Genomic DNA, 19,606 nt, shown 5'->3' with positions numbered 1-19,606 from the left:
GCGCTCCCGGAGATCCCCGAGCGGGGAGAGCGTCCGCCGGGGTGACACTCCCGCGCGCCGGTCGCCGGGGCGCGCCGGGCGCCTCCCGGCGCCGTATCAGGCCGCCGCGCCCGCCCCCTCCGCCCGGCGCGGCAGCAGGGCCACCGCCAGGGCGGGTACGGCCGCGAGGGCCAGCCACGGCACGGCGGCCGGCAGGTCCAGGTCGAGCAGGGAGCCCGTGGCCGCGCTGCCGGCGAGGACGATCAGGCCGGAGACCGACGACAGCGCACCCATGTAGAGGCCGAGCCGGCCCTCTTCGGCCAGGTCGGGCACCCAGGCGCGGGCGGCGGGCACGACCAGCATCTGACCCACCGTGAGCAAGATCACGAAGCCCGCGGCCGGCAGCAGCCCGGCGACACCCGTCCAGCCCGCGGGCCGCGCCACGGCCACCACCGCGAAACCGGACGCGATCAGCAGCAGCCCCGCGGTCATGGAGTGGCGCAGATCGAGCCGGTCGCCAACCCAGCGCGTCACCGGCAGCTGGGTGAAGACCACCAGCACGGAGGACAGCGCGAAGAGCCAGGACAGGGGCGCCTGGGAGCCGGTCGCGCGCTGCACCTCGTCCGGCAGGGCCAGGTACAGCTGGTTGTAGGCGAGGAGATAGGTGCCGTACGCGCAGCACAGGGCGAGGAAGCGGCGGTTGCGCAGCAGGACGCGGGCCCCGCCCCGCTCCCGGACGCGGACCCGGCCGGGGATGTGCTGCGGCATCAGCCACAGGTGCCCGGCGAGGACGAGCACGAACACCGCGGCACCGGCGAGGCACGCCGTGCGGAAGTCGACGGCGAGCAGCAGCGCGCCGAGCAGCGGCCCGACGAACGCCCCGGCCTGGCCCGCCACACTGAACAGGGCCAGGACCCGGGTGCGCGGGCCGTGCCCGTCCTCCTCCCAGACCACCGCCTGGCGGGCCACCTCGGACTCCACGGCGGGGGAGAACAGCGCGGCGGCGAAACCGATCACCAGCACCGCCCCGATCACGGCCCCACCGGTCTGCGCGTACCCGAGCCAGGCGAACCCGGCGATGCGCAGCACACAGCCCGCCAGCACCACCGGCCGCACCCCGAACCGGTCGACGAGCCAGCCGCCGACCACGAACAGGCCCTGCTGGCTGAAGGTGCGCAGCCCGAGCACGAACCCGACCAGCCACCCCGCCATGCCGATCGCGGTGCCGAGGTGCTCGGCGAGGAACGGCAGGACGGCGTAGAAGCCGATGTTGAAGGCCAGCTGGGTGAGGATCAGCAGCCGCAGCAGCGGTGACAGCTCCTTGCAGAGCCGCCAGGTGCTCTCGCGCGGCGGCCGGGACGCCTCCTTGCCGGTGGACGCGCGGGCGGTCTTGCGGGCCAGTACGCGGGAGATGAGATCGGTCATCGTTCTTCTGTCGGTGAGGCGGACACAGGGGTCAGGAGGGCGTCGGGGCGGTCCGGCCGCCGCTGCGGGGCGGGGGTGCCCCGGTCCCCGGGCGGTAGGGCCGGGGCCGTGGGCCGGGTGCGCCGCCGGGGCCGTCGCAGGCCGCCGGCGGCCGTCACCGCGAGCGCCCCGAGCAGGGCGAGCACGGCGGCGGGGAAGAGGACGGCCCACGGGGCGCGCTCGGCGTACGGCTGGTTCTCGGCCAGCAGCAGGCCCCACTCGGGGGACGGCGGCTGGGCGCCCAGCCCGAGGAAGCCGAGCGCGGCGAGGCTCAGGGCGATGCCCGGCAGCCGGAGCAGGGCGTGCCGGGCGACCGGGGGCAGGACGGCGGGCAGCAGTTCGTGCCGGAGCAGGTACCAGCGGCCGGCGCCCAGGGCCCGGGTGGCCGTCAGATGGACGGTCGCCCGCTCCTGCCGCAGCAGCGAGGAGGTGTGCGCGGCCAGCGGGGACCAGGCGACGACGGCCACGGCCAGCGCGGGCGTCCAGGGCCCGCTGCCCGCGATGCCGGTGACGAGGAGGCCGGCCAGCACCGGCGGCAGCGCGCTGAGGGTGTCGACCAGCGGTCCGGACAGCCTCGGCAACAGGCCCAGCAGGAGCCCCGCGACGAGGGCTGCGGCGCTCACCGCGAGGGCGAGGCCGAGGGTGGTCAGCGCCCCGTGGGAGATCCGGGCGAGGACGTCCCGGCCGAGGGCGTCCGTCCCGAAGGGGTGTGCCACGGAAGGGGCTCGCAGCCGGGCGAGCGTGTCCAGGGCGAGCGGGTCGCGGGGCAGCCCGAAACCGATGACGGCCGCCAGCAGCCCGCCGTAGAGCAGCGGGAGCGCGCGGGGCGCGGGCGGCCGGGGCCGGTGCAGGGACTGCAGGGCGCCGTCGCGCAGCGCCGGCCCGATCAGCAGCCGGGCGGCGAGCCGGGCGAGGACCCCGGCGGTGGCCGCGACCAGTACGAGGGCGAGCGTGCCGGTCTGCAGGACGGGCAGGTCCTGGGCGAGCGCGGCGTGCAGGGTGAGCCGGCCCAGGCCCGGGATGTCGAAGATCTGCTCGACGGCGACCGATCCACCGGTCAGACCGACGACGAACAGGCCCAGGTTGGGCAGCAGTCCGGGCACGCAGCGGCGCACCGCCTGCCGCGCCACGGACCTCTGCGGAACACCGCGTGCCGCGGCCGCCATGGCCCAGGGTTCCGCGAACGCGCCGGGCAGCAGGTCGTCGAGCATCCGTCCCAGGACCGCCCCGGCGGGCAGGCCGAGGGCGAGCGAGGGCAGCACCATCCACTGCGGTCCGTACCAGCCCAGCGCGGGCAGCCAGCCCAGTTGCACGCCGATCACCGAGACCAGCACCGAGGCGACGAGGAACTCGGGCAGCGCGGCCAGCACGGCCGTCGCCGTCCCGCCGGGACGGCGCGCCCCGAGCCGGCCGCGCGCGCCCAGCCGGAGCGTACGGGCGCAGACGGCGGCGGCCGTGCCCGCGGCGACCACCAGGGCACCGGCCATCAGCAGCAGCGACACGCCGAGCGCCGGCGCCACGCCCGGCAGCACCTGGCTGCCGGACACCCACGACGTGCCCGCGTCCCCGTGCAGCAGCCCGGCCAGCCAGCGGCCGAGCAGCGGCAACGGGCCGTCGTCGAGGCCCAGTTGGTCCCGGATGGCGCGCAGGGTCTCGGGAGTGGGGTCGCGGTCCGCCGACCGCGCCCTGAGCACGGTCAGCGCGGGATCCGTACGGGACAGCCACGGCAGCAGGCCGATCCCGCACACCAGGGCGGCCACGAGCGCGGTCCGCCACAACAGTGCCGGGGCGCCGCTGCGGGCCAGTGCGCGCAGACCCGCGGCGGCACGTTTCATCGGGGGCGACGTGTCGTTGTTCAGCGCCGGGTCCCCGTACCGATGAGGGTGCGCTCGTACGGATCGGGCAGCGCGCCCTGCACGGTCGTCGCGATGCCCGCGACGAGCTTGAGATGCACCAGCGGGATCACCGAGTCGGTGCCGAGGACGGCCGCCTCCGCCTTCATGGCGGCGTCCTGCCGCTCGGCCGTGTCGGACTCGTTCTGGGCGGCGGCGACCAGCTTGTCCACGTTCTTGTCGCACAGGAAGGACAGGTTGTTGGAGCCGTCGCAGGTGTAGTCGCTCGCGAGGACCGTGACCGGGTCGCCGGTGTCCAGCATCATGTTGCGGGAGAAGACGACGGCGTCGAACTTCCCGGCCAGCATGTCGCCTTCGAGGCGTGCGTACGTACGCACCTCGAGCTTCACCTTGAAACCGGCCTTCTGCAGCTGCTGCTGAAGTATCTGGGCGGCCTCCGGCATCTCGGGCCGGTCGGTGTAGGTGGCGAGGGTGATGCCCTTGCCCTCGGGGTCCGTCGCCTTCGCCCGCCCGGTCGGCTCGGTCCGCTTGCCGGCCGCCCAGGTCAGGGCGGGCCCGTAGAGGCCCTGGGCGGGCACGGCGTATCCCTCGTAGGCGCCCTTGGCGATGACCGAGGTGTCGATCGCCTCGCGTGCGGCTGCCCGCAGCCCCGCGTCGGTGAAGGCGCCGGACTTGGTGTTGAGGTAAAGGCTGGTGTTGCGCGCGGTGTTGACCTCGTGGACGTCGTCCTCGTCCAGGGAGGCGACCTGGGCGACGGGAAGGGACTCGGCGATGTCGACGTCGCCGGTGCGCAGGGCGTTGGCGCGGGCGGTGCCGTCGGAGACGAACCGGGCGGTGACGCCGGCCGCCTGGGCCCGGCCGCCCCAGTAGTCGTCGAAGCGGTTCAGTGTGGCCTCGGTGTCACCGTCGATCTTGGCGAGTGCGAAGGGGCCGGTGGCGGTGCCGACGACGTTCACCGTGCCCTTCTTGTCGTACGCCTTCGGCGCGAACACGGCGAGGGACGGGTTCGACAGCCGCAGCGGCAGGACGGGGTCGGCCTGCGCGGTGCTGACCCGGACCCGCTTGTCGTCCTCGGCCGTGGCGGTCAGCTTCACGCCGGAGAGGGCGGACGGTGCCGGGTCGGCCTTCCCGGCGGCCGTGAGGGCGGCGGCGACGGCCTTCGCGGTGACGGCCTCGCCGTCCTGGAACCTCGCGTCCCGCAGGGTGAACATCCAGCTCCTGCCGCCGTTCTCACTGCTCCACGACTCGGCCAGCGCGGGTACCGCCGTGCCGTTGGCGTCCAGCTTGGTCAGCCCCTCGACGACACCGAGCCGGGACAGGAGCATCGCGTCCTGGCCGTACGGCGAGTAGTTCTCGGTCGGGGCGAAGGGGAGGGCGACACGCAGGCGTGCGCCGCCGGCCGAGCCGGAAGAGGCCGGGACGTCGTCGCCGGAGGACGCGAAACAACCGGAGAGCAAGGGCAGCGCGAGCAGGCCGGACAGGAGCCGACGGCGGGAGGTTCTCATAGCGTATATGAATATCATTTTCGTTAGATGAGCGGTATCTCGAAGTGCACGGCGCCGCTGCCCCCGCCGGGCACCTCCTCCCGCTCGTCGCACAACTCCTTGCCCAGCGCCCGCCACAGGCCCATCGCGCCGGGGGAGTGGGGGTACGTGTGCAGATACACGGCCCGGTATCCGCCGTCGGTCCGGGCGAACTCCAGCAGGGCTTCCACCAGGTGGCGGGCCAGCCCGCGCCGCCGGTGCTCCGGGCGCACGTACACCCGCCGGAGCTGGGCGGTCTCACCCGACGGGAATCGCTCGGCCAGCCAGCGCGGGTTCGGCGGGTGCGCCGGGCCGCGCGCGTCCAGGGCCGCCGTGGCCGCCACCGTCCCGTCCCGCTCGTCCACGGCGACGAGGAGGGTGTGCCGGGGCGGCGTGACGTAGAACGACACCGGATCGATGATGTCGGCGTGCCACCGCGGCACGTAGCCGGTGGCGAAGTCGCGGTACACCGTGTCGAGCATCACCGCCCGGGCCCCGTCGATGTCGGCCGCCGCGGCTTCCCTGATGCTGTAGTCGCGCATTTGCACATCATATGCAAAAGGGTTCCGGGTGATCGCTGCCCACCCCTGACCCCGTACTCCCCGGCGACGGGCCGGACTTCAGCTCTCGGACGGGGTGAGCACCACGAAGTCCGCGTTCGCCGGGTCGAGACAGACGGCGAGCCGGCCGACGCCCGCCACGTCCTCCGGGCCCATCTGCACGCTGCCGCCGCTCTCGGTGACCGTGGCCACCGCGGCGTCGCAGTCGCCGACGGCGAAGACCGGGTGCCAGTACGGCCGCCCGCCCGTCAGCGTCAGGTCCTCCGCGCGAAGCTGCATGAGGCCGCCGTGCATCCGGTCCTCGGACAGCCCGGCCGGGGTGATCAGGGTGTAGGTGCCCGCGTCCCCCGGCAGCGGCATGTCGCTGAACTGCCAGCCGAACAGGGTGCCGTAGAACTCCCGCGCGCCCGCCGCGTCGGTCGTGAACAGTTCGGTCCACGACAGCGAGCCCGGCTGGTCCACCAGTTCCAGGCCCTTGTTCGTCCCCGGCTGCCAGACGGCGAACTGGCCGCCCAGCGGGTCGCTGTACTGCGCCATCCGGCCCCAGTCGTCGAGGTCCATCGGCGCGACCCGCACGGTGCCGCCCGCCTGTTGTACGGCCTGTGTCGTGGCGTCCGCGTCGCTGACGCAGTAGTAGAGCATCCAGGCCGGGCGGGCGCCCTCCTCGGTGAGCTTGCCGAGCCCGGCGACGATCTTGCCGTCCTTCTTGAACATCCCGCCCTCGAAGTCCTCGCTCTCACCCATGGACTCGTAGTCCCACCCGAGGACCGCGCCGTAGAAGTCGGCGGCGGCCCGGACGTCCGGAGCGCCCAGGTCGAGCCAGCAGGGGGAACCGGGGACGTACTCCGTGGTGATCATGGCGATGCTTCCCTTCCGCGGGTCGTGTCTGCCCAGCGTGACACCGGGCACCGGCCCTCGCCCGTCGGCCGCTCCCCGTTCGGGGGAGTGCCGGTGGCCGGGCCGGGCGTGGAAGCATCGGGATCATCACCCCGGGCGGGTGGTCGCGGACCTGCGTGCGGTGAGGGCGGTGGTGGGCGTGGTGGCCGGCTGGGAGTGGGACGACACGTTGTTCGCGGGGACCGCCGCCCACTACGGGCGCGGCCGGCTCCCGTACGCCCCCGGGCTCGCGGACACGCTGGCCGAGGCGCTGCGGCTGGACGGGCGTGGGCGGCTGATCGACGTGGGCTGCGGTCCCGGCACCATCGCCCTCGGCCTCGCCCATCTGTTCGGCGAGATCGTCGGTGTGGACCCGGACCCCGGGATGATCGACCAAGCCGGACGCGCCGCCGCCGGGCGCGCGGTGGCCGGGAAGTGCCGGTGGGTGCGGGCCCGCGCCGAGACCCTGCCCGCGGGGCTCGGCACCTTCACCGTCGCCTCGTTCGCCCAGTCCTTCCACTGGATGGACCGTGACCCGGTGGCGGCGAGAGTCAGGGACATGCTCCGGCCCGGCGGGGTCCTGCTGCACATCGCGGACCTGAAGACGGAGCCCCGGGCCGTCGACGGCCTGCCGCACCCGGCGGTCCCCTACGCGGCCCTCGAGGACCTGGTCAAGCGGTATCTGGGGCCCGTGCGGCGGGCCGGGCGCGGGGTGCTGCCGCACGGGACGCCGGGTGGCGAGGCCGAGGTGTTCGCCCGTGCGGGATTCTCCGGCCCGCGCCGGCTCGTCGTCCCCGGCGGGCAGGTGCTGGAGCGGACCTGCGACGACGTCGTCGACCAGGTGTTCTCGATGTCGTTCTCCGCTCCGCACCTGTTCGAAGGGCGCCGGGACGCCTTCGAGGCGGACGTACGGCGCTCGTTGCGGGAGGCATCACCGTCGGGCCGGTTCTCCGAACGGGGGCCCAGCACAGAGGTCTTCGTGTGGTGGAAGGACTCGCCCGGAGGGTGACCCGGCCGCCGGGGGCGGCATCAGTGGACGGACAGCCCGCCGTCGACGAAGACCGACTGCCCGGTGACGTAGGCGGAGGCCGCACTCGCCAGGAAGACCGCCGCGCCCGCGAAGTCCTCGGGCAGGCCGTTGCGCCCCACCATCGTGCGGGCGGCGAGGGCGGCCACCTTCTCCGGGTCCGACGACAGGCGCGCGTTGAGCGGTGTCATGACGAAGCCCGGCACCAGGAGGTTGCAGGTGACGCCGCGCGGCGACCACGCCTCGGCCTGGGAGCGCGCCAGTGCCTCCAGCCCGCCCTTGGACGCGCCGTAGGCGCCGCTCTGCACGAACGCGCGATGCGCCTGCTGCGAGCTGATGTGGATGATCCGCCCGTACCCGCGCTCCGCCATGCCGGGGCCGAAGCGCTGCCCCAGCAGGAACGGCGCCTCCAGGTTGACGGCCATCGTGGCGTCCCAGACGTCCTCGGTGAGCTCGTCCATCGGCGGACGCAGGTTGATCCCGGCGCTGTTGACGAGGATGTCGGGCTCCCCGAACGTCTCGACCGCCCGCTCGGCGGCCGCCCGCACCCCCTCACGGGTGCTCAGATCCGCGCTGACCCACGCGGCGCGGCAGCCCTGTCCCGTCAGCTCCTCGACCGTCGCGGTCAGGTCGGCCTCGCCACGGGCCACGACCACCACGCTCGCCCCGGCGCGTGCGAGGGCGCCGGTGATGGCGCGGCCGATGCCGGAACTGCCACCGGTGACCACCGCGACCCGCCCTTCGAGGGAGAACAGCTCCGCCAGGTAGGCCCGAGCTGCGGGCGTCGGCTGTGTCGGTGGGGTCGGCTGCGTCGTCATGGCGGCCCACTCTATGTCGATCACCGTCTCGGGTCTCGCGTGCATACCCCTAGGGGGTATATAGTCGGGGTCATGGACCACACCGCTCACGAACCCGGGAAGCCCGCGCACGGGACCGCGTCCTGGGGGACCGCCGTGAAGGCGACCCTGCACTGCCTGACCGGCTGTGCCGTCGGGGAGATCCTCGGCATGGTGATCGGCACGGCACTGGGGTGGGGCAACGTGCCCACGATGGTTCTGGCCATCGGGCTCGCGTTCCTCTTCGGCTACTCGTTCACCCTGATCGCGGTGGTCCGGGCCGGCCTCGACCTGAAGGCCGCGATCCGGGTCGCGCTCGCCGCGGACACCGTCTCGATCGCCGTGATGGAACTCGTGGACAACCTGATCATCGCGCTCACCCCGGGCGCGATGGACGCCCATCTGTCGGACGGCCTCTTCTGGTCCGCGCTCCTGGGCGGCTTCGCGGTCGCCTTCCTGATCACGACCCCGGTCAACAAGTGGATGATCGGCCGCGGCAGGGGGCACGCCGTGGTCCACGCCCACCACTGACGCGACGTCACCGGTCGTGCGCCACCGAGGGAACCCGGCGGGGCCACGGGCCGTTGTCCCGGCATGACGCATACCGTCTGGGCGGGTCAGCTGCTCCCGCTCCTGATCGTCGTGGGTGCTCTGACCGTCGTCATGGGCTTCCTGACCTGGCTCGCGTCCGTGGTCCGGCGTCGCGGGCTCGCCGGCTCCGGAATCAGCGCGGCCATGGCCTCGTACGAAGAGGCCTTCAAGGTGACGGCCCACGACGCCCACTACGAGATCCAGGCCCGGGCGCAGGCCCTGAGTCCCACCGCGGTGCCCGGCGACCCCTGGCGCCCCGCCCGGGACACCCCGGCCCCGGGCGGCGCCGGACGATCACGGCGCACCCGCCACCGGAGCGGACTGCGCCGCCGCCTCGGGACGTGGCAGCGGAGCATCACTCGGGATCGGTGACGCGGTGGATCGCGCCCTCGTTCGACCGCGGGCGCCGAGTCCACGGCAGTGGCCTGGATCACATGGCTGGGATTGAGTGCCCGGCCCCGGCGATGTCCGTACTCATGGGTGTCGGAGCGGGGCCGGATGCGAGGATGAGGCGCCATGACAGCTGGGTGGTGTGCTCGCACGATACGGGCCGCGGTGTTCGCGGCCGTCTGTGTCGTGCTCGCCGCCCTGGGGCACGTCATGATGTCCGGCGATCATGTGCCCTTGCCGACGCTGGTGGCCGGCTGGGCCGTCACGGGCGTGGCGGGCTGGTGCCTGGCGGGTCGCGAGCGCGGACTGCGGACGGTCGTGGCCGTCGCCGTGGCCGTCCAGACGGCTCTGCACTCGGCGTTCTCGCTCGGTCCGCCGGCGTCGACGCCGGCCGCGCGTGGGACGCACTCCATGGACCTGGCCTCCATGGGCCACGCCTCCGTGGGCCACACCATGCCGTCCACGGGGCACGACATGGGATCCATGGCGCACGACATGGGCTCCCTGCCCCTTCCGATGGGGCATGCGGGGCACACGCCGGGCGGTGACGCGTCCCTCGGCATGCTCGCCGCCCACCTCCTGGCCGCGCTGCTGTGCGGCCTGTGGCTGGGCCACGGGGAGCGGGCCGTCTTCCGGCTGCTGCGTGCCGTGGGCAGCCGGCTCGCCGCCCCACTGAGACTCCTGTTCGCCCTCTCCGCGCCGCCGCCCCCGCCCGTGCGCGTGCGGCGACGGTCGTCGCACCGCACGCCACGACGCCTCCTTCTCGTCCACGCGATCACCACCCGGGGACCACCCGCGGGGGCCGCTGCCGCCTGACGGCAGCCGGTGGTGACCCGGGGCAGCCCCTGCGCGCCCCGGCCGCGGCCGTTGCTCCGTACCCGTGCGCACCCGCAGGCGGCCACGCCCGCCGGTGCGCCGTACGGGCACGCCCGCACCCCCCGCTCACCGGACCGCGCCCGCGCACGGCCCGCATCACGGCCCGCTCGTGTCCACGTGGTCCCGGAATCCCGAGAAGGACATCAGGTGATCACTCCTGCCCTGCCCCTTCCGCACGAGAGATCGGCGTCGGCCGACGAGTCGATAACCGCCTGGGCACTGGCCGCCCGCGGCGGCGACTCCCAGGCCGTCGACCACTTCGTGCGCGCCCTGCACCGTGACGTCATCCGTTACGTCGCCCATCTGTGCGCCGACCCGCAGGCGGTGGACGATCTCGCGCAGGACACGTTCCTGCGCGCGCTCGGCAGCCTGCACCGGTTCGAGGGCCGCTCCTCGGCACGGGCCTGGCTGCTGGCCATCGCCCGGCGGGCGGTGGCCGACAGCATCCGGTACACCGCGGTACGCCCCCGCCCGGCCGACCTGCCGGACTGGGAGCCGGCGGCCGAACTCGCCCAGCCACGCGGCCTGCCCGGCTTCGACGACGGAGTGGCACTGCAGGAACTGCTGGCCGGACTGCCGGACGAACGCCGTGAGGCGTTCGTCCTCACCCAACTGCTCGGCCTGCCCTACGCGGAGGCCGCCGCACTGAGCGACTGCCCGGTCGGCACGATCCGTTCCCGCGTGGCCCGCGCGAGAGCGACGCTCATCGCGCTGCTCGCCGAGGCGGAGGAGCGGGAACCCGCCCTCGCCGCCGCCTGACGCACCGGCGTCTGCGGTGCCCACCGGACCTGCCCGGCGGGCACCGCAGGCGACGGCCGCGCGGAACCGGCGACAGCCGCGCCGCCGGCCACCCGTCGATCGCTCACCTGACCCGCCGTACCGGCTGCCGGACCACCGACCGGGTGCTCAGCACCACGCGGTCGTCAGCCGCGACCCGCTCCTTCCGCTCCGGCGCCGGCCGTACGGCGGTCCGGCCCGGTTCCTCGTACGGCACCCGGACCGTGGCGAACGGCACGCCGTCGCGTCCGCCCCGGCGGAGGGGATCAGGCGAGGGTGACCTCCACCGGCAGCTTCTTGATGCCGTTGACGAAGTTGGAACGCACGCGCGGTACCTCGCCGGCCAGGCGGATGTCCGCCAGGCGCGGGAGCAGCTCCTCGAACATGATGCGGATCTCGGTACGGGCGAGCAGATTGCCCAGGCACAGGTGGGGGCTGCCCTTGCCGAAGGTGACGTGGTCGTTGTCGCGGCGCGTGACGTCGAAGTCGTAGGGGTTGCCGAAGACCTCCTCGTCGCGGTTGCCGGAGGCGAACCACATCACCACCTTGTCGCCCTCCTTGACCCGCTTGCCGCCCAGCTCGACATCGCGCGTGGCGGTGCGGCGGAAGTGGTAGACGGGGGAGGCCCAGCGCAGGAACTCCTCGACCGCGACCGGGATCAGCGAGGGGTCCTCCTGGAGGCGGGTCAGTTGCTCGGGGTGCTGGATGAGGGCCAGCATCGAGTGGGAGATGGTGTGCCGGGTGGTCTCGTTGCCGGCGACGACCAGGAGCAGGAAGTAGTTGTCGAAGTCCTGCGGGGAGAGCGGGACGCCGTCGCGGGGCGTGGTGTTGACCAGCCGGGAGATCAGGTCGGTGCCGTCGCCGCCCCGGCGTTGCCGCGCCAGCTCGCGGCCGTACTCGAACACCTCCAGCGACGCGGGGGAGCGGAAGGGCAGATCGCGGTACTGCTCGCTCTCCTCGCTGTGCAGCAGGACGTCGGCGTAGTCGGGGTCGGTGTGGCCGATGATGCGGTTGCCCCAGTCGATGAGCTTCTGGTTGTCCTCCGGGGGCACGTCCAGCAGCCGGGCGAGAACGTTGATGGGGAAGTCCGCCGAGACGTCCTCGACGAAGTCGAAGCGTCCCTTGGCGAGGGCTGCGTCGAGGGTCCTCGCGGTCAGCCCGCGCAGGAAGTCGGTGTAACCGCTGATCACGTTCGCGCCGAACTGCCGCTGGATCAGGCTGCGCAGCGCCCGGTGCCGCACCCCGTCCAGTTCGAGGATCGAGGCGCGCTTCTTGATCTGGTCGTCGTCGACCTCCTCCAGGTTGACGAACTTCGTCGAGGTGAACGTCTCCGCGTCACGGTCGACCCGCACGATGTCCTCGTGCCGGGTGAGGGCCCAGAAGCCGGAGTTGGGCGCCTCCTCGGGCTGCCAGTGCACCGGGTCCTCGTGGCGCAGGGTGTGGAACATCCGCCAGGGCGTCACGCCGTCGGTGAAGCGGTCCAGGTCGGCGAGGTCCACCTCGGCCAGGGGCAGCGGCTCGCGCACGGCGTCGGTCGGGGTCTCGGTCGTCATCGGCATGCTCCTCGGTGTCACAGGTGGTAGGCGTACTCGGTGAACTCCCAGTCCGTGACATGCCGGTGGAAGCGTTCGACCTCGTCGCGCTTGTAGGAGAGGAAGGACGTGGTGAAGCCCTTGCCGAGCAGGTCGGTCAGGGCGGTGTCCGCCTCCAGCGCGTCCAGCGCGGCGGACAGGGTCTGCGGCAGGACGGCGGAGCGGGCGGTGTCGTAGCCGTAGCCCTCCAGCGGGGCGGGCGGCTCCTCGCCGGCCAGCACGCCCAGCAGTGCGGCGGCGGCCGTCCCGGCGATCGCCAGATAGGGGTTGGCGCTCGCGTCGCCGAGGCGCAGTTCGAGCCGGGCGCCCGTGCCGCGCTCGGGCGGGATGCGCACCATGGCGCTGCGGTTGTCCAGGCCCCAGTCGATCAGCCAGGGCGCGAGGGTGTCCGGGCCGAAGCGTTTGTAGGAGTTGATCGTGGGGTTGAGCAGCGCGGCGAGGGCCGGTGCGTGGGCGAGCACTCCGGCGACGGCGTGCCGGGCGGTGGCGGACAGTCCGAAGGGGCCCGACGGGTCGTCGAAGGTGTTGCGGCCCTCCTCGTCGTCGCAGGAGAGGTGGAGGTGGAAGCCGGAACCGCCGGCGTCGTTGAAGGGCTTGGCCATGAAGGTGGCCAGCCGGCCCTCCTTGCGGGCCAGTTCCTTGATCGCGGCCTTGAAGCGGAAGGAGCGGTCGGCGGCCGAGACGGCCTCCGAGTGGGACAGGTTGATCTCGATCTGACCGCCGTCGAACTCGTGGTTGCCGCTGATCGCCCCGACCCTCAGATCACGCACGTGGCGCAGGGTGCGCAGCAGGTGGTTGTCCGGGTCGGCGCGCAGGCCGGCGGTGTAGACGACCCCGGGGTCGGGGGCGTAGCGGCGCCAGCCGCCGGACGGGTCCGGCTCGCACAGGAAGTACTCCAGCTCGGGCCCGACCACCGGCCGCAGCCCGTGCTCGGCGCACCGGGCGAGGACGGACCGCAGCAGATCGCGGGGCGACTCGGGCGCGGGCGCGCCGGTCGCCGGGTCGACGACCTCGCCCAGACAGGCGGCCACCCCCGGCTCCCAGGGCAGTGGCACCAGCGTGCCGAGGTCCGGCCGGACACAGATGTCCGGCAGGCCCGCGTCCAGCCCGCCGCTGACCGGGACCACATCGCCCTGCGGGCTGGTGTGGTAGACGGCCCGGCAGAACGCCAGGCCGTGCTCACAGGCCCGGGGCAGCTCTTCGAGCAGCACGTCACGCGCCCGGTCGGTGCCGATCAGGTCGGGGTAGGTCACCCGGACCACGTCGATGCCGTCGGCGGCGAGCCGGTCCATGTGGCGGCGGACTTCTTCAGAATCGTGAGCGCTCACCGTTGTCTCCTCGGGCGGACGTCGGGACACCTCCGGGACACGGGGCCGGGGAGGCGGGTGGCGTGAGAGCGAGCGTCCGGGCGCGGCGGAGCCATGACCGCCCGGAGCTCGTTTGGTGCCAAACGGTAGGGGTGGGTGAGAGGTGCCGCAAGAGGGCGGGGGCAAGAATTTATCCATCCGGATAGCTCTTGACCAGACCCCTGCCCCTGCCTACCTTGTTTGAAGCCAAACGAGTTCGGGGCGCTTCCCTCGCACCCCGTTGGCCGGGGCCCGGCCCTTCCGGCCGGGCCCCTCTTTCCTTCCGCTTCGACGCCCTCACATTCAGGAGGACCGGCCATGAAGGTCGTCGTCGACATGAACAAGTGCCAGGACCACGGCCAGTGCGTCTTCTCGGCCCCCGACGTCTTCCGGATGGACGACGACGGCCGCCTGGCCTACGTCCCCGACCCCGACGACGCCCTGCGCGACGAGGTCGATGAGGCCGCGGACGTCTGCCCGCTGCAAGCCATCCGGATCGAGGACTGACGTGAGCGGGCGCATCGTCGTCGCCGGCGCCTCCCTCGGTGGACTGCGGGCCGCCGAGCAGCTGCGCGCCGCGGGCTGGGCCGGCGGCATCACGGTGATCGGCGACGAGCCGCACCCGCCGTACAACCGGCCCCCGCTGTCCAAGGAGGTCCTCGCCGGCAAGGCGGCCTTCGCGTCGCTGGCCTTCACACCGAAGGCGTCCGCGACGGACATCGAGTGGCGGCTGGGCACGAGAATCGTCTCGGCCCGGCTCGCCGAGCGGACCGTCGCCCTCGACGACGGCTCGGTGCTCTCCTACGACGCCCTGGTCGCCGCCACCGGGATGCGGCCCCGCCGGCTGCGCTGCCCCGGCCCGGTCGCCGGCCGCCACACCGTCCGGACCCTCGACGACGCCCAGGTGCTGCGGGACGAGCTGACCCGCCCCGGTGTGCGGGTCGTCGTGGTCGGCGCCGGATTCATCGGCTGCGAGGTGGCCGCCACGGCGGTCGGGCTCGGTGCCGCCGAGGTGACCGTGGTCGATCCGCTGCCGCTGCCGATGGTCGGGCCGCTCGGGGAGCTGCTCGCGCGGGAGCTGCGCACCCGGCACGAGGAGCGCGGGGTCCGCTTCGTGCTCGGTGCGGGTGTGGCCGGGTTCGAGGGCGACGACCGTGTCGGCGCTGTCGTGCTCGGTGACGGGTCCGTGCTGCCCGCGGACGTGGTGGTGGAGTCCGTGGGATCGGTCGCCAACACCGAGTGGCTCGACGGCAACGGGCTCGACCTGAGCGACGGGGTCCTCACCGACGGGCATCTGCGCGTCGGCGGCCGTCCCGAGGTCGTCGCGGTGGGCGACGTCGCCCGCTTCCCGAACGCCCGCTACGACGGTGTGCCGCGGCGGGTCGAGCACTGGTCCGTGCCGGCCGACTCGGCCAAACACGCGGCGAAGGTGCTCGTCGGAGGCGACGCCGGCCTGCCGCCCTTCGCGCCGCTGCCCACCTTCTGGAGCGACCAGCACGACTTCCGGTTGCAGTCCTTCGGTGCGCCCGTCCTGGGACTCGGCGACGTCCGGGTCCTCGACGGTGACCCCGCGGGGGACGTGGTGGCCGGCTACCACCACGACGGGCTGCTGGTCGGTGTCGTCGCGCTCGGTGGACCCTCCGCGGCGCGGGCCGCCGCCCGGTACCGCGCCGAACTGCTGAAGCAGCCCGCCCTCACCTCGCAAGGAGCCCTCTCGTGACCGGTCTTCGTGGTTACTTCCATCCCAAGACGGCGACGGGCGCGTCGTCGCTGATCCCCGCTCCGCCCTGGCGGTACTCCGGTGACCTGCTCACCGTCGAGTACCGGACGGACCCCGCGCGGGTACGTGAACTGCTCCCCGAACCGCTGGAGTTGGCGGACGATGATCCGGGGGCCGTCGCTCTGATCTGGGCCGACTGGCAGTCCTGCTCGGCGTCGGGGGAGGAGCTGCTGGATCCCGTGCGGGCGCAGTACAAGGAGGCGTTCGCGGTGGTGCGGTGCCGGTTCCGGGGGCAGACGTACTCGCGGTGCGTCCACATCTGGGTGGACAAGGACTTCGCGATCGCGCGGGGCCTGCACCAGGGCTATCCGAAGAAACTGGGCTCCATCCACCAGACGCGGCCGCATCCCTACGGGCCCGCCCCCCGGATCGAGGCGGGGGCGCGATTCGGGGCGACCCTGGCGGCCGCGGACCGGCGTCTCGCGCAGGCCGTGGTGACGCTGCGGGAGCCGTCCGAGAGCGGCGGGTTCGTCAACGCGCATCCCATGGCGCATCACCGGTGGCTGCCGTCGATCGAGAAGGGCAAGGGCCTGGCGCTCGACGAGCTGATCGAGTCCGGGGCCGCGTCCTTCGAGGGCGGGCAGGCCTGGGCCGGAGACGCGGAGCTGGAGCTGTTCGAGGCCCCGACGGAGGAGCTGGCCCGGCTGGAGATCCGGGAGCCGATCGCCGCGTACTACCGCCAGGTCGGGGTGGTCTGGGACGGGGGGCGGCTGCTCGAAAGTGGTACGTCCGGAGCGGTTGCCGAGTGACGTATGCGGACGGCAGCGGGTCTCGTCGTGGTTGATCGCGCCCACGCGGCGGAGCCGCATGTCGATACAGCCCCGCGCCCCTGAGGACGTGCAGTAACCCCTCGTCGAATGGAACTCTTCTCATGTCCGACAACATCACCGTCGCCGGTGTTCCCGTCGACACCCGGCACTGGATCGGCGGCGAGCGCGTCGCCTCAGCCGGGACCTTCACCGATCACTCTCCCATCGACGGCGGCGCACTCGGCGAGATCGCCCGGGGCGGGCCCGCCGAGGCCGAGGCCGCTGTCGCCGCCGCACGGGACGCGTTCCCCGCCTGGGCCGCCACCCCCCGCGGCGAACGCGCCCGCATCCTGCACGCCATCGCCGACGGTGTCGAGAAGCGGATCGAAGAGCTGGCGATCGTCGAGACCACGGACAACGGGGCGCTGCTGCGCTCCCACCGGCGGGGCGTCATGCCGCGCGTCGCCCACAACTTCCGCTTCTTCGCCGACTGGCTGCTCCGGCTCGACCACGAGGACTTCGAGACGCGCGGTCACACCAACCACGTCAGCTGGGACCCGGCCGGGCCCTGCGTGCTGATCACGCCGTGGAACGCGCCGCTGATGCTGGCCACCTGGAAGGTCGCCCCGGCCCTCGCCGCCGGCGACACCGTCGTCCTCAAGCCCGCCGAGTGGTCCCCGCTGACCGCCTCCCTGCTGGCCGACATCGCCGCGGAGGCCGGCCTGCCCGCCGGTGTCCTCAACGTCGTCCAGGGATACGGCTCCGAGATCGGCGACGCGCTCACCTCCCACCCCGACGTGCGCCGCATCAGCTTCACCGGGTCGGTGCCGACGGCCAAGCGGATCGCCGAGTCCGCCGCCGCGAACCTCACCCCCCTCAGCCTCGAACTCGGCGGCAAGTCACCGCTGCTGGTGTTCGCGGACGCCGACCTCGACCTGGCCGTCGACCTCGCCGTGGAGCAGTACGACAACGCCGGGCAGGTCTGCCTGGCCGCCACCCGGCTGCTCGTCGAGGAACCGGTCGCCGAGGAGTTCACCCGCCGGTTCGTCGAGAAGGCCACAGCCCTGCGGCAGGGCGATCCACGAGACGAGAGCACCGACATCGGGCCCAACATCCACCCCCGCCAGCTGGAGAAGATCGACGGTTTCGTGCGGCGGGCGGTCGAGGCGGGGGCCCGTGCGGTCATCGGCGGGCACCGCAAGGACGGGCAGTACTACGCGCCGACGCTGCTCACCGACGTCGCCCAGGACGCGGAGATCGTGCAGGAGGAGGTCTTCGGGCCGGTCCTGACCCTCCAGACCTTCCCCGGCGAGGACGAGGGCGTACGGCTCGCCAACGACACCCGGTTCGGCCTGGCCGCCACCGTCGCGACCGGCGACCGGGAGCGTGCCGAGCGGGTCACCGCGCGGCTCGTCGCCGGCACCGTCTGGGTCAACTGCTTCTTCGTGCGTGACCTCCGGGCCCCCTTCGGCGGCTCCCGGCAGTCCGGGGTCGGCCGCGAGGGCGGGACCTGGAGCTTCGACTTCTACTGCGATCTGAAGAACACCGTCACCGCCCCGAAGGGATGGAACCAGGACCATGGGTGAGATCGTCGGGGCCGGGCTGCTCGCCCACGTGCCCACCATCGTGCTGCCCGAGGCCGACCGGCTGGAGCTCAACGAGGGCAAGGAGATCACCCTCGTCACCGGGCTGCGGCAGCTGCGCAGGGACGTCTTCGAACGTGACGACTACGACACCGTCGTCGTCCTGGACTCGCACTGGGCGACCACCGTCGAGTTCGTCGTGACCGCGCAAGCGCGCCGGGCCGGGCTCTTCACCTCCGAGGAACTGCCGCGCGGCATGTGCAGGATGCCCTACGACTTCCCCGGCGATCCCGAACTCGCCCACAACGTGGCCGCGTTCGCCGACAAGCACGGCACCTGGATCACGCCGATCGACGACGCGTACCTGCCGATCTACTACGCCACCCTCAACCTCTGGAAGTACCTGGGCGAGGGGCTGCCCGACAAGCGGTGGGTCACCATCGGCGTCTGCCAGACCGGCGACATGGAGGACCATCTGCGGCTCGGGCGGGCCCTGGCCGACGGGATCGCCGCGACGCCCGGGCGGCGGGTGCTGCTCATCGCCTCCGGCGCCCTCTCGCACACCTTCTGGCCGCTGCGCGAACTGCGCGAGCACGAGGCCAGCGACCCGGTGCACATCCGCACCCCCGAGGCCCGTGCCGCCGACCTCGAACGCATCGCCTGGTTCAAGGAGGGCCGCCACGACAAGGTCCTCGACACGATGGACGAGTTCTGGCGCCACAAGCCCGAGGCGAAGTTCTTCCACTACCTGATGATGGCCGGCGCCCTCGGCGAGCGGGCCTGTGCCGCCAAGGCCCGCCCGTACGGCTCGTACGAGAACTCCGTCGGCACCGGCCAGGCCCACCTCTGGTTCGACCGCCCCGACGGTGGCTGGACCGCAGACCACACCCCCGCACAGGAGTCCGACCATGCCTGAGTACCGCCGCATCCTCCTCGACGGCGCCGCCGTCCAGGTCACCGTCGACGGTGACGAACTCGTCGCCGGGGACGGCCGCCGCGTCAAGACCGAGGACGCCCCGCACCTGCCGCCGGTGGTGCCCAGCAAGGTGATCGCCGTCCACCTCAACCACCGCAGCCGGGTCGACGAGTTCCGGATCGACCTTCCCGACACCCCGACCTACTTCCACAAGCCGACCTCCGCCCTCAACTCCCACCGCGGCGCGGTCGTCCGGCCCGAGGGCTGCAAGTGGCTCAACTACGAGGGCGAGGTCGCCATCGTCATCGGGAGGACCGCGCGGAACGTCCCGCCGGACGAGGCGGGGGAGTACATCGCCGGGTACACCGTCGCCAACGACTACGGCCTGCACGACTTCCGCGACACCGACGCCGGGTCCATGCTCCGGGTGAAGGGCTCCGACACCCTCTGCCCGCTCGGCCCCGGCCTGGTCACCGACTGGGACTTCCACGGCAAGCGGCTGCGGACCTACGTCAACGGGGAGGTGGTGCAGGACGGCTCGACCGACGAGATGACCTGGGACATGCACTACCTCGTCGCCGACATCGCCCGCACCATCACCCTGTACCCCGGGGACGTCCTGCTGTCCGGTACGCCCGCCAACTCGCGGCCCGTCCAGCCGGGCGACGTCGTGGAGGTGGAGGTCGAGGGACTCGGCCGGCTCACCAACCACATCGTCACCGGCCCGACCGCCATCCGCACGGACGTGGGCGCCCGGCCCACGGAGTCGGAGGAGGTCCTGTCGACCGCTCTCGGCGGCGACTGGGAGTTCCGTGGCATCCGCCCCCCGCGCCGATGACGACGTGAGTCCCGGCCGCCCCGCCGCCGGGCACGACGCCCCCGGTAGGG

Annotated in this window: 20 protein-coding genes; 11 read left to right on the top strand and 9 right to left on the bottom strand. The window is 73.1% G+C overall.

The annotated features are described in order from the left end of the window. Positions 1 to 96: 96 nt before the first annotated feature. From ACFY9E_RS00825 to ACFY9E_RS00805, 5 genes are all read right to left on the bottom strand, one after another. A complete protein-coding gene (locus ACFY9E_RS00825) occupies positions 97 to 1,404 on the bottom strand; it encodes an MFS transporter (RefSeq protein WP_390978006.1) in 1,308 nt (435 codons plus the stop codon). Next, entirely contained in the window at positions 1,401 to 3,278 is a 1,878-nt protein-coding gene (locus ACFY9E_RS00820; protein ID WP_390978004.1) for an ABC transporter permease subunit, read from the bottom strand. Before ACFY9E_RS00820 ends, ACFY9E_RS00825 begins: the two co-directional genes overlap by 4 nt. A 20-nt stretch (positions 3,279 to 3,298) precedes the next feature. Next, positions 3,299 to 4,801, bottom strand: coding sequence for an ABC transporter substrate-binding protein (locus ACFY9E_RS00815; RefSeq protein WP_390978002.1), 1,503 nt, complete (start codon positions 4,799 to 4,801; stop codon positions 3,299 to 3,301). A 23-nt stretch (positions 4,802 to 4,824) separates the two neighbouring features. Beyond that, a complete protein-coding gene (locus tag ACFY9E_RS00810) occupies positions 4,825 to 5,361 on the bottom strand; it encodes a GNAT family N-acetyltransferase (RefSeq protein WP_390978000.1) in 537 nt (178 codons plus the stop codon). 78 nt (positions 5,362 to 5,439) lie between these two features. Next, a complete protein-coding gene (locus ACFY9E_RS00805) occupies positions 5,440 to 6,237 on the bottom strand; it encodes a VOC family protein (protein ID WP_390977998.1) in 798 nt (265 codons plus the stop codon). A gap of 178 nt (positions 6,238 to 6,415) precedes the next feature. Between ACFY9E_RS00805 and ACFY9E_RS00800 the strand changes: the two genes are divergently transcribed. Then, the gene (locus tag ACFY9E_RS00800) at positions 6,416 to 7,264 is read left to right on the top strand and encodes a methyltransferase domain-containing protein (protein WP_390980224.1); all 849 of its coding nucleotides are present in this window, start codon (positions 6,416 to 6,418) and stop codon (positions 7,262 to 7,264) included. A gap of 20 nt (positions 7,265 to 7,284) precedes the next feature. Here the strand turns inward: ACFY9E_RS00800 and ACFY9E_RS00795 are convergent, their stop codons facing one another. After that, positions 7,285 to 8,100 (bottom strand): SDR family oxidoreductase, encoded by an 816-nt coding sequence (locus ACFY9E_RS00795; RefSeq protein WP_390977996.1) that lies wholly within the window; start codon positions 8,098 to 8,100, stop codon positions 7,285 to 7,287. 72 nt (positions 8,101 to 8,172) lie between these two features. Between ACFY9E_RS00795 and ACFY9E_RS00790 the strand changes: the two genes are divergently transcribed. The 4 genes from ACFY9E_RS00790 to ACFY9E_RS00775 all read left to right on the top strand — a co-directional run bounded on the left by ACFY9E_RS00790 (position 8,173) and on the right by ACFY9E_RS00775 (position 10,734). Beyond that, the gene (locus ACFY9E_RS00790) at positions 8,173 to 8,649 is read left to right on the top strand and encodes a DUF4396 domain-containing protein (protein WP_390977994.1); all 477 of its coding nucleotides are present in this window, start codon (positions 8,173 to 8,175) and stop codon (positions 8,647 to 8,649) included. 63 nt (positions 8,650 to 8,712) lie between these two features. Next, positions 8,713 to 9,081: a hypothetical protein gene (locus ACFY9E_RS00785; RefSeq protein ID WP_390977992.1), complete on the top strand. Its 369-nt coding sequence runs from the start codon at positions 8,713 to 8,715 to the stop codon at positions 9,079 to 9,081. Positions 9,082 to 9,225: 144 nt separating this feature from the next. Then, a complete protein-coding gene (locus tag ACFY9E_RS00780; RefSeq protein WP_390977990.1) occupies positions 9,226 to 9,915 on the top strand; it encodes a hypothetical protein in 690 nt (229 codons plus the stop codon). Between the two features lie 207 nt (positions 9,916 to 10,122). Continuing rightward, positions 10,123 to 10,734 (top strand): sigma-70 family RNA polymerase sigma factor, encoded by a 612-nt coding sequence (locus tag ACFY9E_RS00775; RefSeq protein WP_390977988.1) that lies wholly within the window; start codon positions 10,123 to 10,125, stop codon positions 10,732 to 10,734. Between the two features lie 103 nt (positions 10,735 to 10,837). Here ACFY9E_RS00775 and ACFY9E_RS00770 read toward each other — a convergent pair whose 3' ends face one another. Genes ACFY9E_RS00770 through ACFY9E_RS00760 form a run of 3 tightly spaced genes read right to left on the bottom strand, consistent with a single transcriptional unit; the run spans position 10,838 to position 13,672 of the window. Continuing rightward, entirely contained in the window at positions 10,838 to 10,990 is a 153-nt protein-coding gene (locus tag ACFY9E_RS00770) for a hypothetical protein (RefSeq protein WP_390977986.1), read from the bottom strand. Positions 10,991 to 11,018: 28 nt separating this feature from the next. Then, positions 11,019 to 12,305, bottom strand: coding sequence for a cytochrome P450 (locus ACFY9E_RS00765; protein ID WP_390977984.1), 1,287 nt, complete (start codon positions 12,303 to 12,305; stop codon positions 11,019 to 11,021). 17 nt (positions 12,306 to 12,322) lie between these two features. Beyond that, on the bottom strand, positions 12,323 to 13,672 hold the full coding sequence (locus tag ACFY9E_RS00760) for a glutamine synthetase family protein (RefSeq protein WP_390977982.1): 1,350 nt from the start codon (positions 13,670 to 13,672) through the stop codon (positions 12,323 to 12,325). 336 nt (positions 13,673 to 14,008) lie between these two features. Between ACFY9E_RS00760 and ACFY9E_RS00755 the strand changes: the two genes are divergently transcribed. From ACFY9E_RS00755 to ACFY9E_RS00730, 6 genes are all read left to right on the top strand, one after another. Then, entirely contained in the window at positions 14,009 to 14,197 is a 189-nt protein-coding gene (locus tag ACFY9E_RS00755; protein ID WP_390977980.1) for a 4Fe-4S domain-containing protein, read from the top strand. 1 nt (position 14,198) lies between these two features. After that, complete coding sequence (locus tag ACFY9E_RS00750; RefSeq protein WP_390977978.1) at positions 14,199 to 15,410, top strand: FAD-dependent oxidoreductase; 1,212 nt, start codon at positions 14,199 to 14,201, stop codon at positions 15,408 to 15,410. Further along, positions 15,407 to 16,219 (top strand): acetoacetate decarboxylase family protein, encoded by an 813-nt coding sequence (locus ACFY9E_RS00745; RefSeq protein WP_390977976.1) that lies wholly within the window; start codon positions 15,407 to 15,409, stop codon positions 16,217 to 16,219. The genes ACFY9E_RS00750 and ACFY9E_RS00745 overlap by 4 nt, the downstream gene beginning before the upstream one ends. Before the next feature lie 122 nt (positions 16,220 to 16,341). Further along, the gene (locus tag ACFY9E_RS00740) at positions 16,342 to 17,805 is read left to right on the top strand and encodes an aldehyde dehydrogenase family protein (RefSeq protein ID WP_390977974.1); all 1,464 of its coding nucleotides are present in this window, start codon (positions 16,342 to 16,344) and stop codon (positions 17,803 to 17,805) included. Further along, positions 17,798 to 18,718 carry a 3,4-dihydroxyphenylacetate 2,3-dioxygenase gene (locus ACFY9E_RS00735; RefSeq protein ID WP_390977972.1) on the top strand — a complete coding sequence of 307 codons (921 nt, stop codon included), beginning with the start codon at positions 17,798 to 17,800 and terminating at the stop codon, positions 18,716 to 18,718. Before ACFY9E_RS00740 ends, ACFY9E_RS00735 begins: the two co-directional genes overlap by 8 nt. After that, positions 18,711 to 19,556, top strand: coding sequence for a fumarylacetoacetate hydrolase family protein (locus tag ACFY9E_RS00730; protein ID WP_390977970.1), 846 nt, complete (start codon positions 18,711 to 18,713; stop codon positions 19,554 to 19,556). The genes ACFY9E_RS00735 and ACFY9E_RS00730 overlap by 8 nt, the downstream gene beginning before the upstream one ends. The last annotated feature ends 50 nt before the right edge of the window (positions 19,557 to 19,606 follow it).

The organism is Streptomyces sp. NPDC012466, from assembly GCF_042955215.1.
GTDB lineage: Bacteria > Actinomycetota > Actinomycetes > Streptomycetales > Streptomycetaceae > Streptomyces.
The sequence above is the reverse complement of the archived record's forward strand: the minus strand, read 5'-3'. Positions and strand labels throughout refer to the sequence as shown.

Excerpts from the sequence above, each read along its gene's own strand:
- ACFY9E_RS00815 (WP_390978002.1), bottom strand. The coding sequence starts at position 4,801 with ATGAGAACCTCCCGCCGTCGGCTCCTGTCCGGCCTGCTCGCGCTGCCC.
- ACFY9E_RS00735 (WP_390977972.1), top strand. The coding sequence starts at position 17,798 with ATGGGTGAGATCGTCGGGGCCGGGCTGCTCGCCCACGTGCCCACCATC.
- ACFY9E_RS00765 (WP_390977984.1), bottom strand. The coding sequence starts at position 12,305 with ATGACGACCGAGACCCCGACCGACGCCGTGCGCGAGCCGCTGCCCCTG.
- ACFY9E_RS00805 (WP_390977998.1), bottom strand. The coding sequence starts at position 6,237 with ATGATCACCACGGAGTACGTCCCCGGTTCCCCCTGCTGGCTCGACCTG.
- ACFY9E_RS00730 (WP_390977970.1), top strand. The coding sequence starts at position 18,711 with ATGCCTGAGTACCGCCGCATCCTCCTCGACGGCGCCGCCGTCCAGGTC.
- ACFY9E_RS00825 (WP_390978006.1), bottom strand. The coding sequence starts at position 1,404 with ATGACCGATCTCATCTCCCGCGTACTGGCCCGCAAGACCGCCCGCGCG.
- ACFY9E_RS00780 (WP_390977990.1), top strand. The coding sequence starts at position 9,226 with ATGACAGCTGGGTGGTGTGCTCGCACGATACGGGCCGCGGTGTTCGCG.
- ACFY9E_RS00795 (WP_390977996.1), bottom strand. The coding sequence starts at position 8,100 with ATGACGACGCAGCCGACCCCACCGACACAGCCGACGCCCGCAGCTCGG.
- ACFY9E_RS00810 (WP_390978000.1), bottom strand. The coding sequence starts at position 5,361 with ATGCGCGACTACAGCATCAGGGAAGCCGCGGCGGCCGACATCGACGGG.
- ACFY9E_RS00790 (WP_390977994.1), top strand. The coding sequence starts at position 8,173 with ATGGACCACACCGCTCACGAACCCGGGAAGCCCGCGCACGGGACCGCG.
- ACFY9E_RS00740 (WP_390977974.1), top strand. The coding sequence starts at position 16,342 with ATGTCCGACAACATCACCGTCGCCGGTGTTCCCGTCGACACCCGGCAC.
- ACFY9E_RS00785 (WP_390977992.1), top strand. The coding sequence starts at position 8,713 with ATGACGCATACCGTCTGGGCGGGTCAGCTGCTCCCGCTCCTGATCGTC.
- ACFY9E_RS00820 (WP_390978004.1), bottom strand. The coding sequence starts at position 3,278 with ATGAAACGTGCCGCCGCGGGTCTGCGCGCACTGGCCCGCAGCGGCGCC.
- ACFY9E_RS00755 (WP_390977980.1), top strand. The coding sequence starts at position 14,009 with ATGAAGGTCGTCGTCGACATGAACAAGTGCCAGGACCACGGCCAGTGC.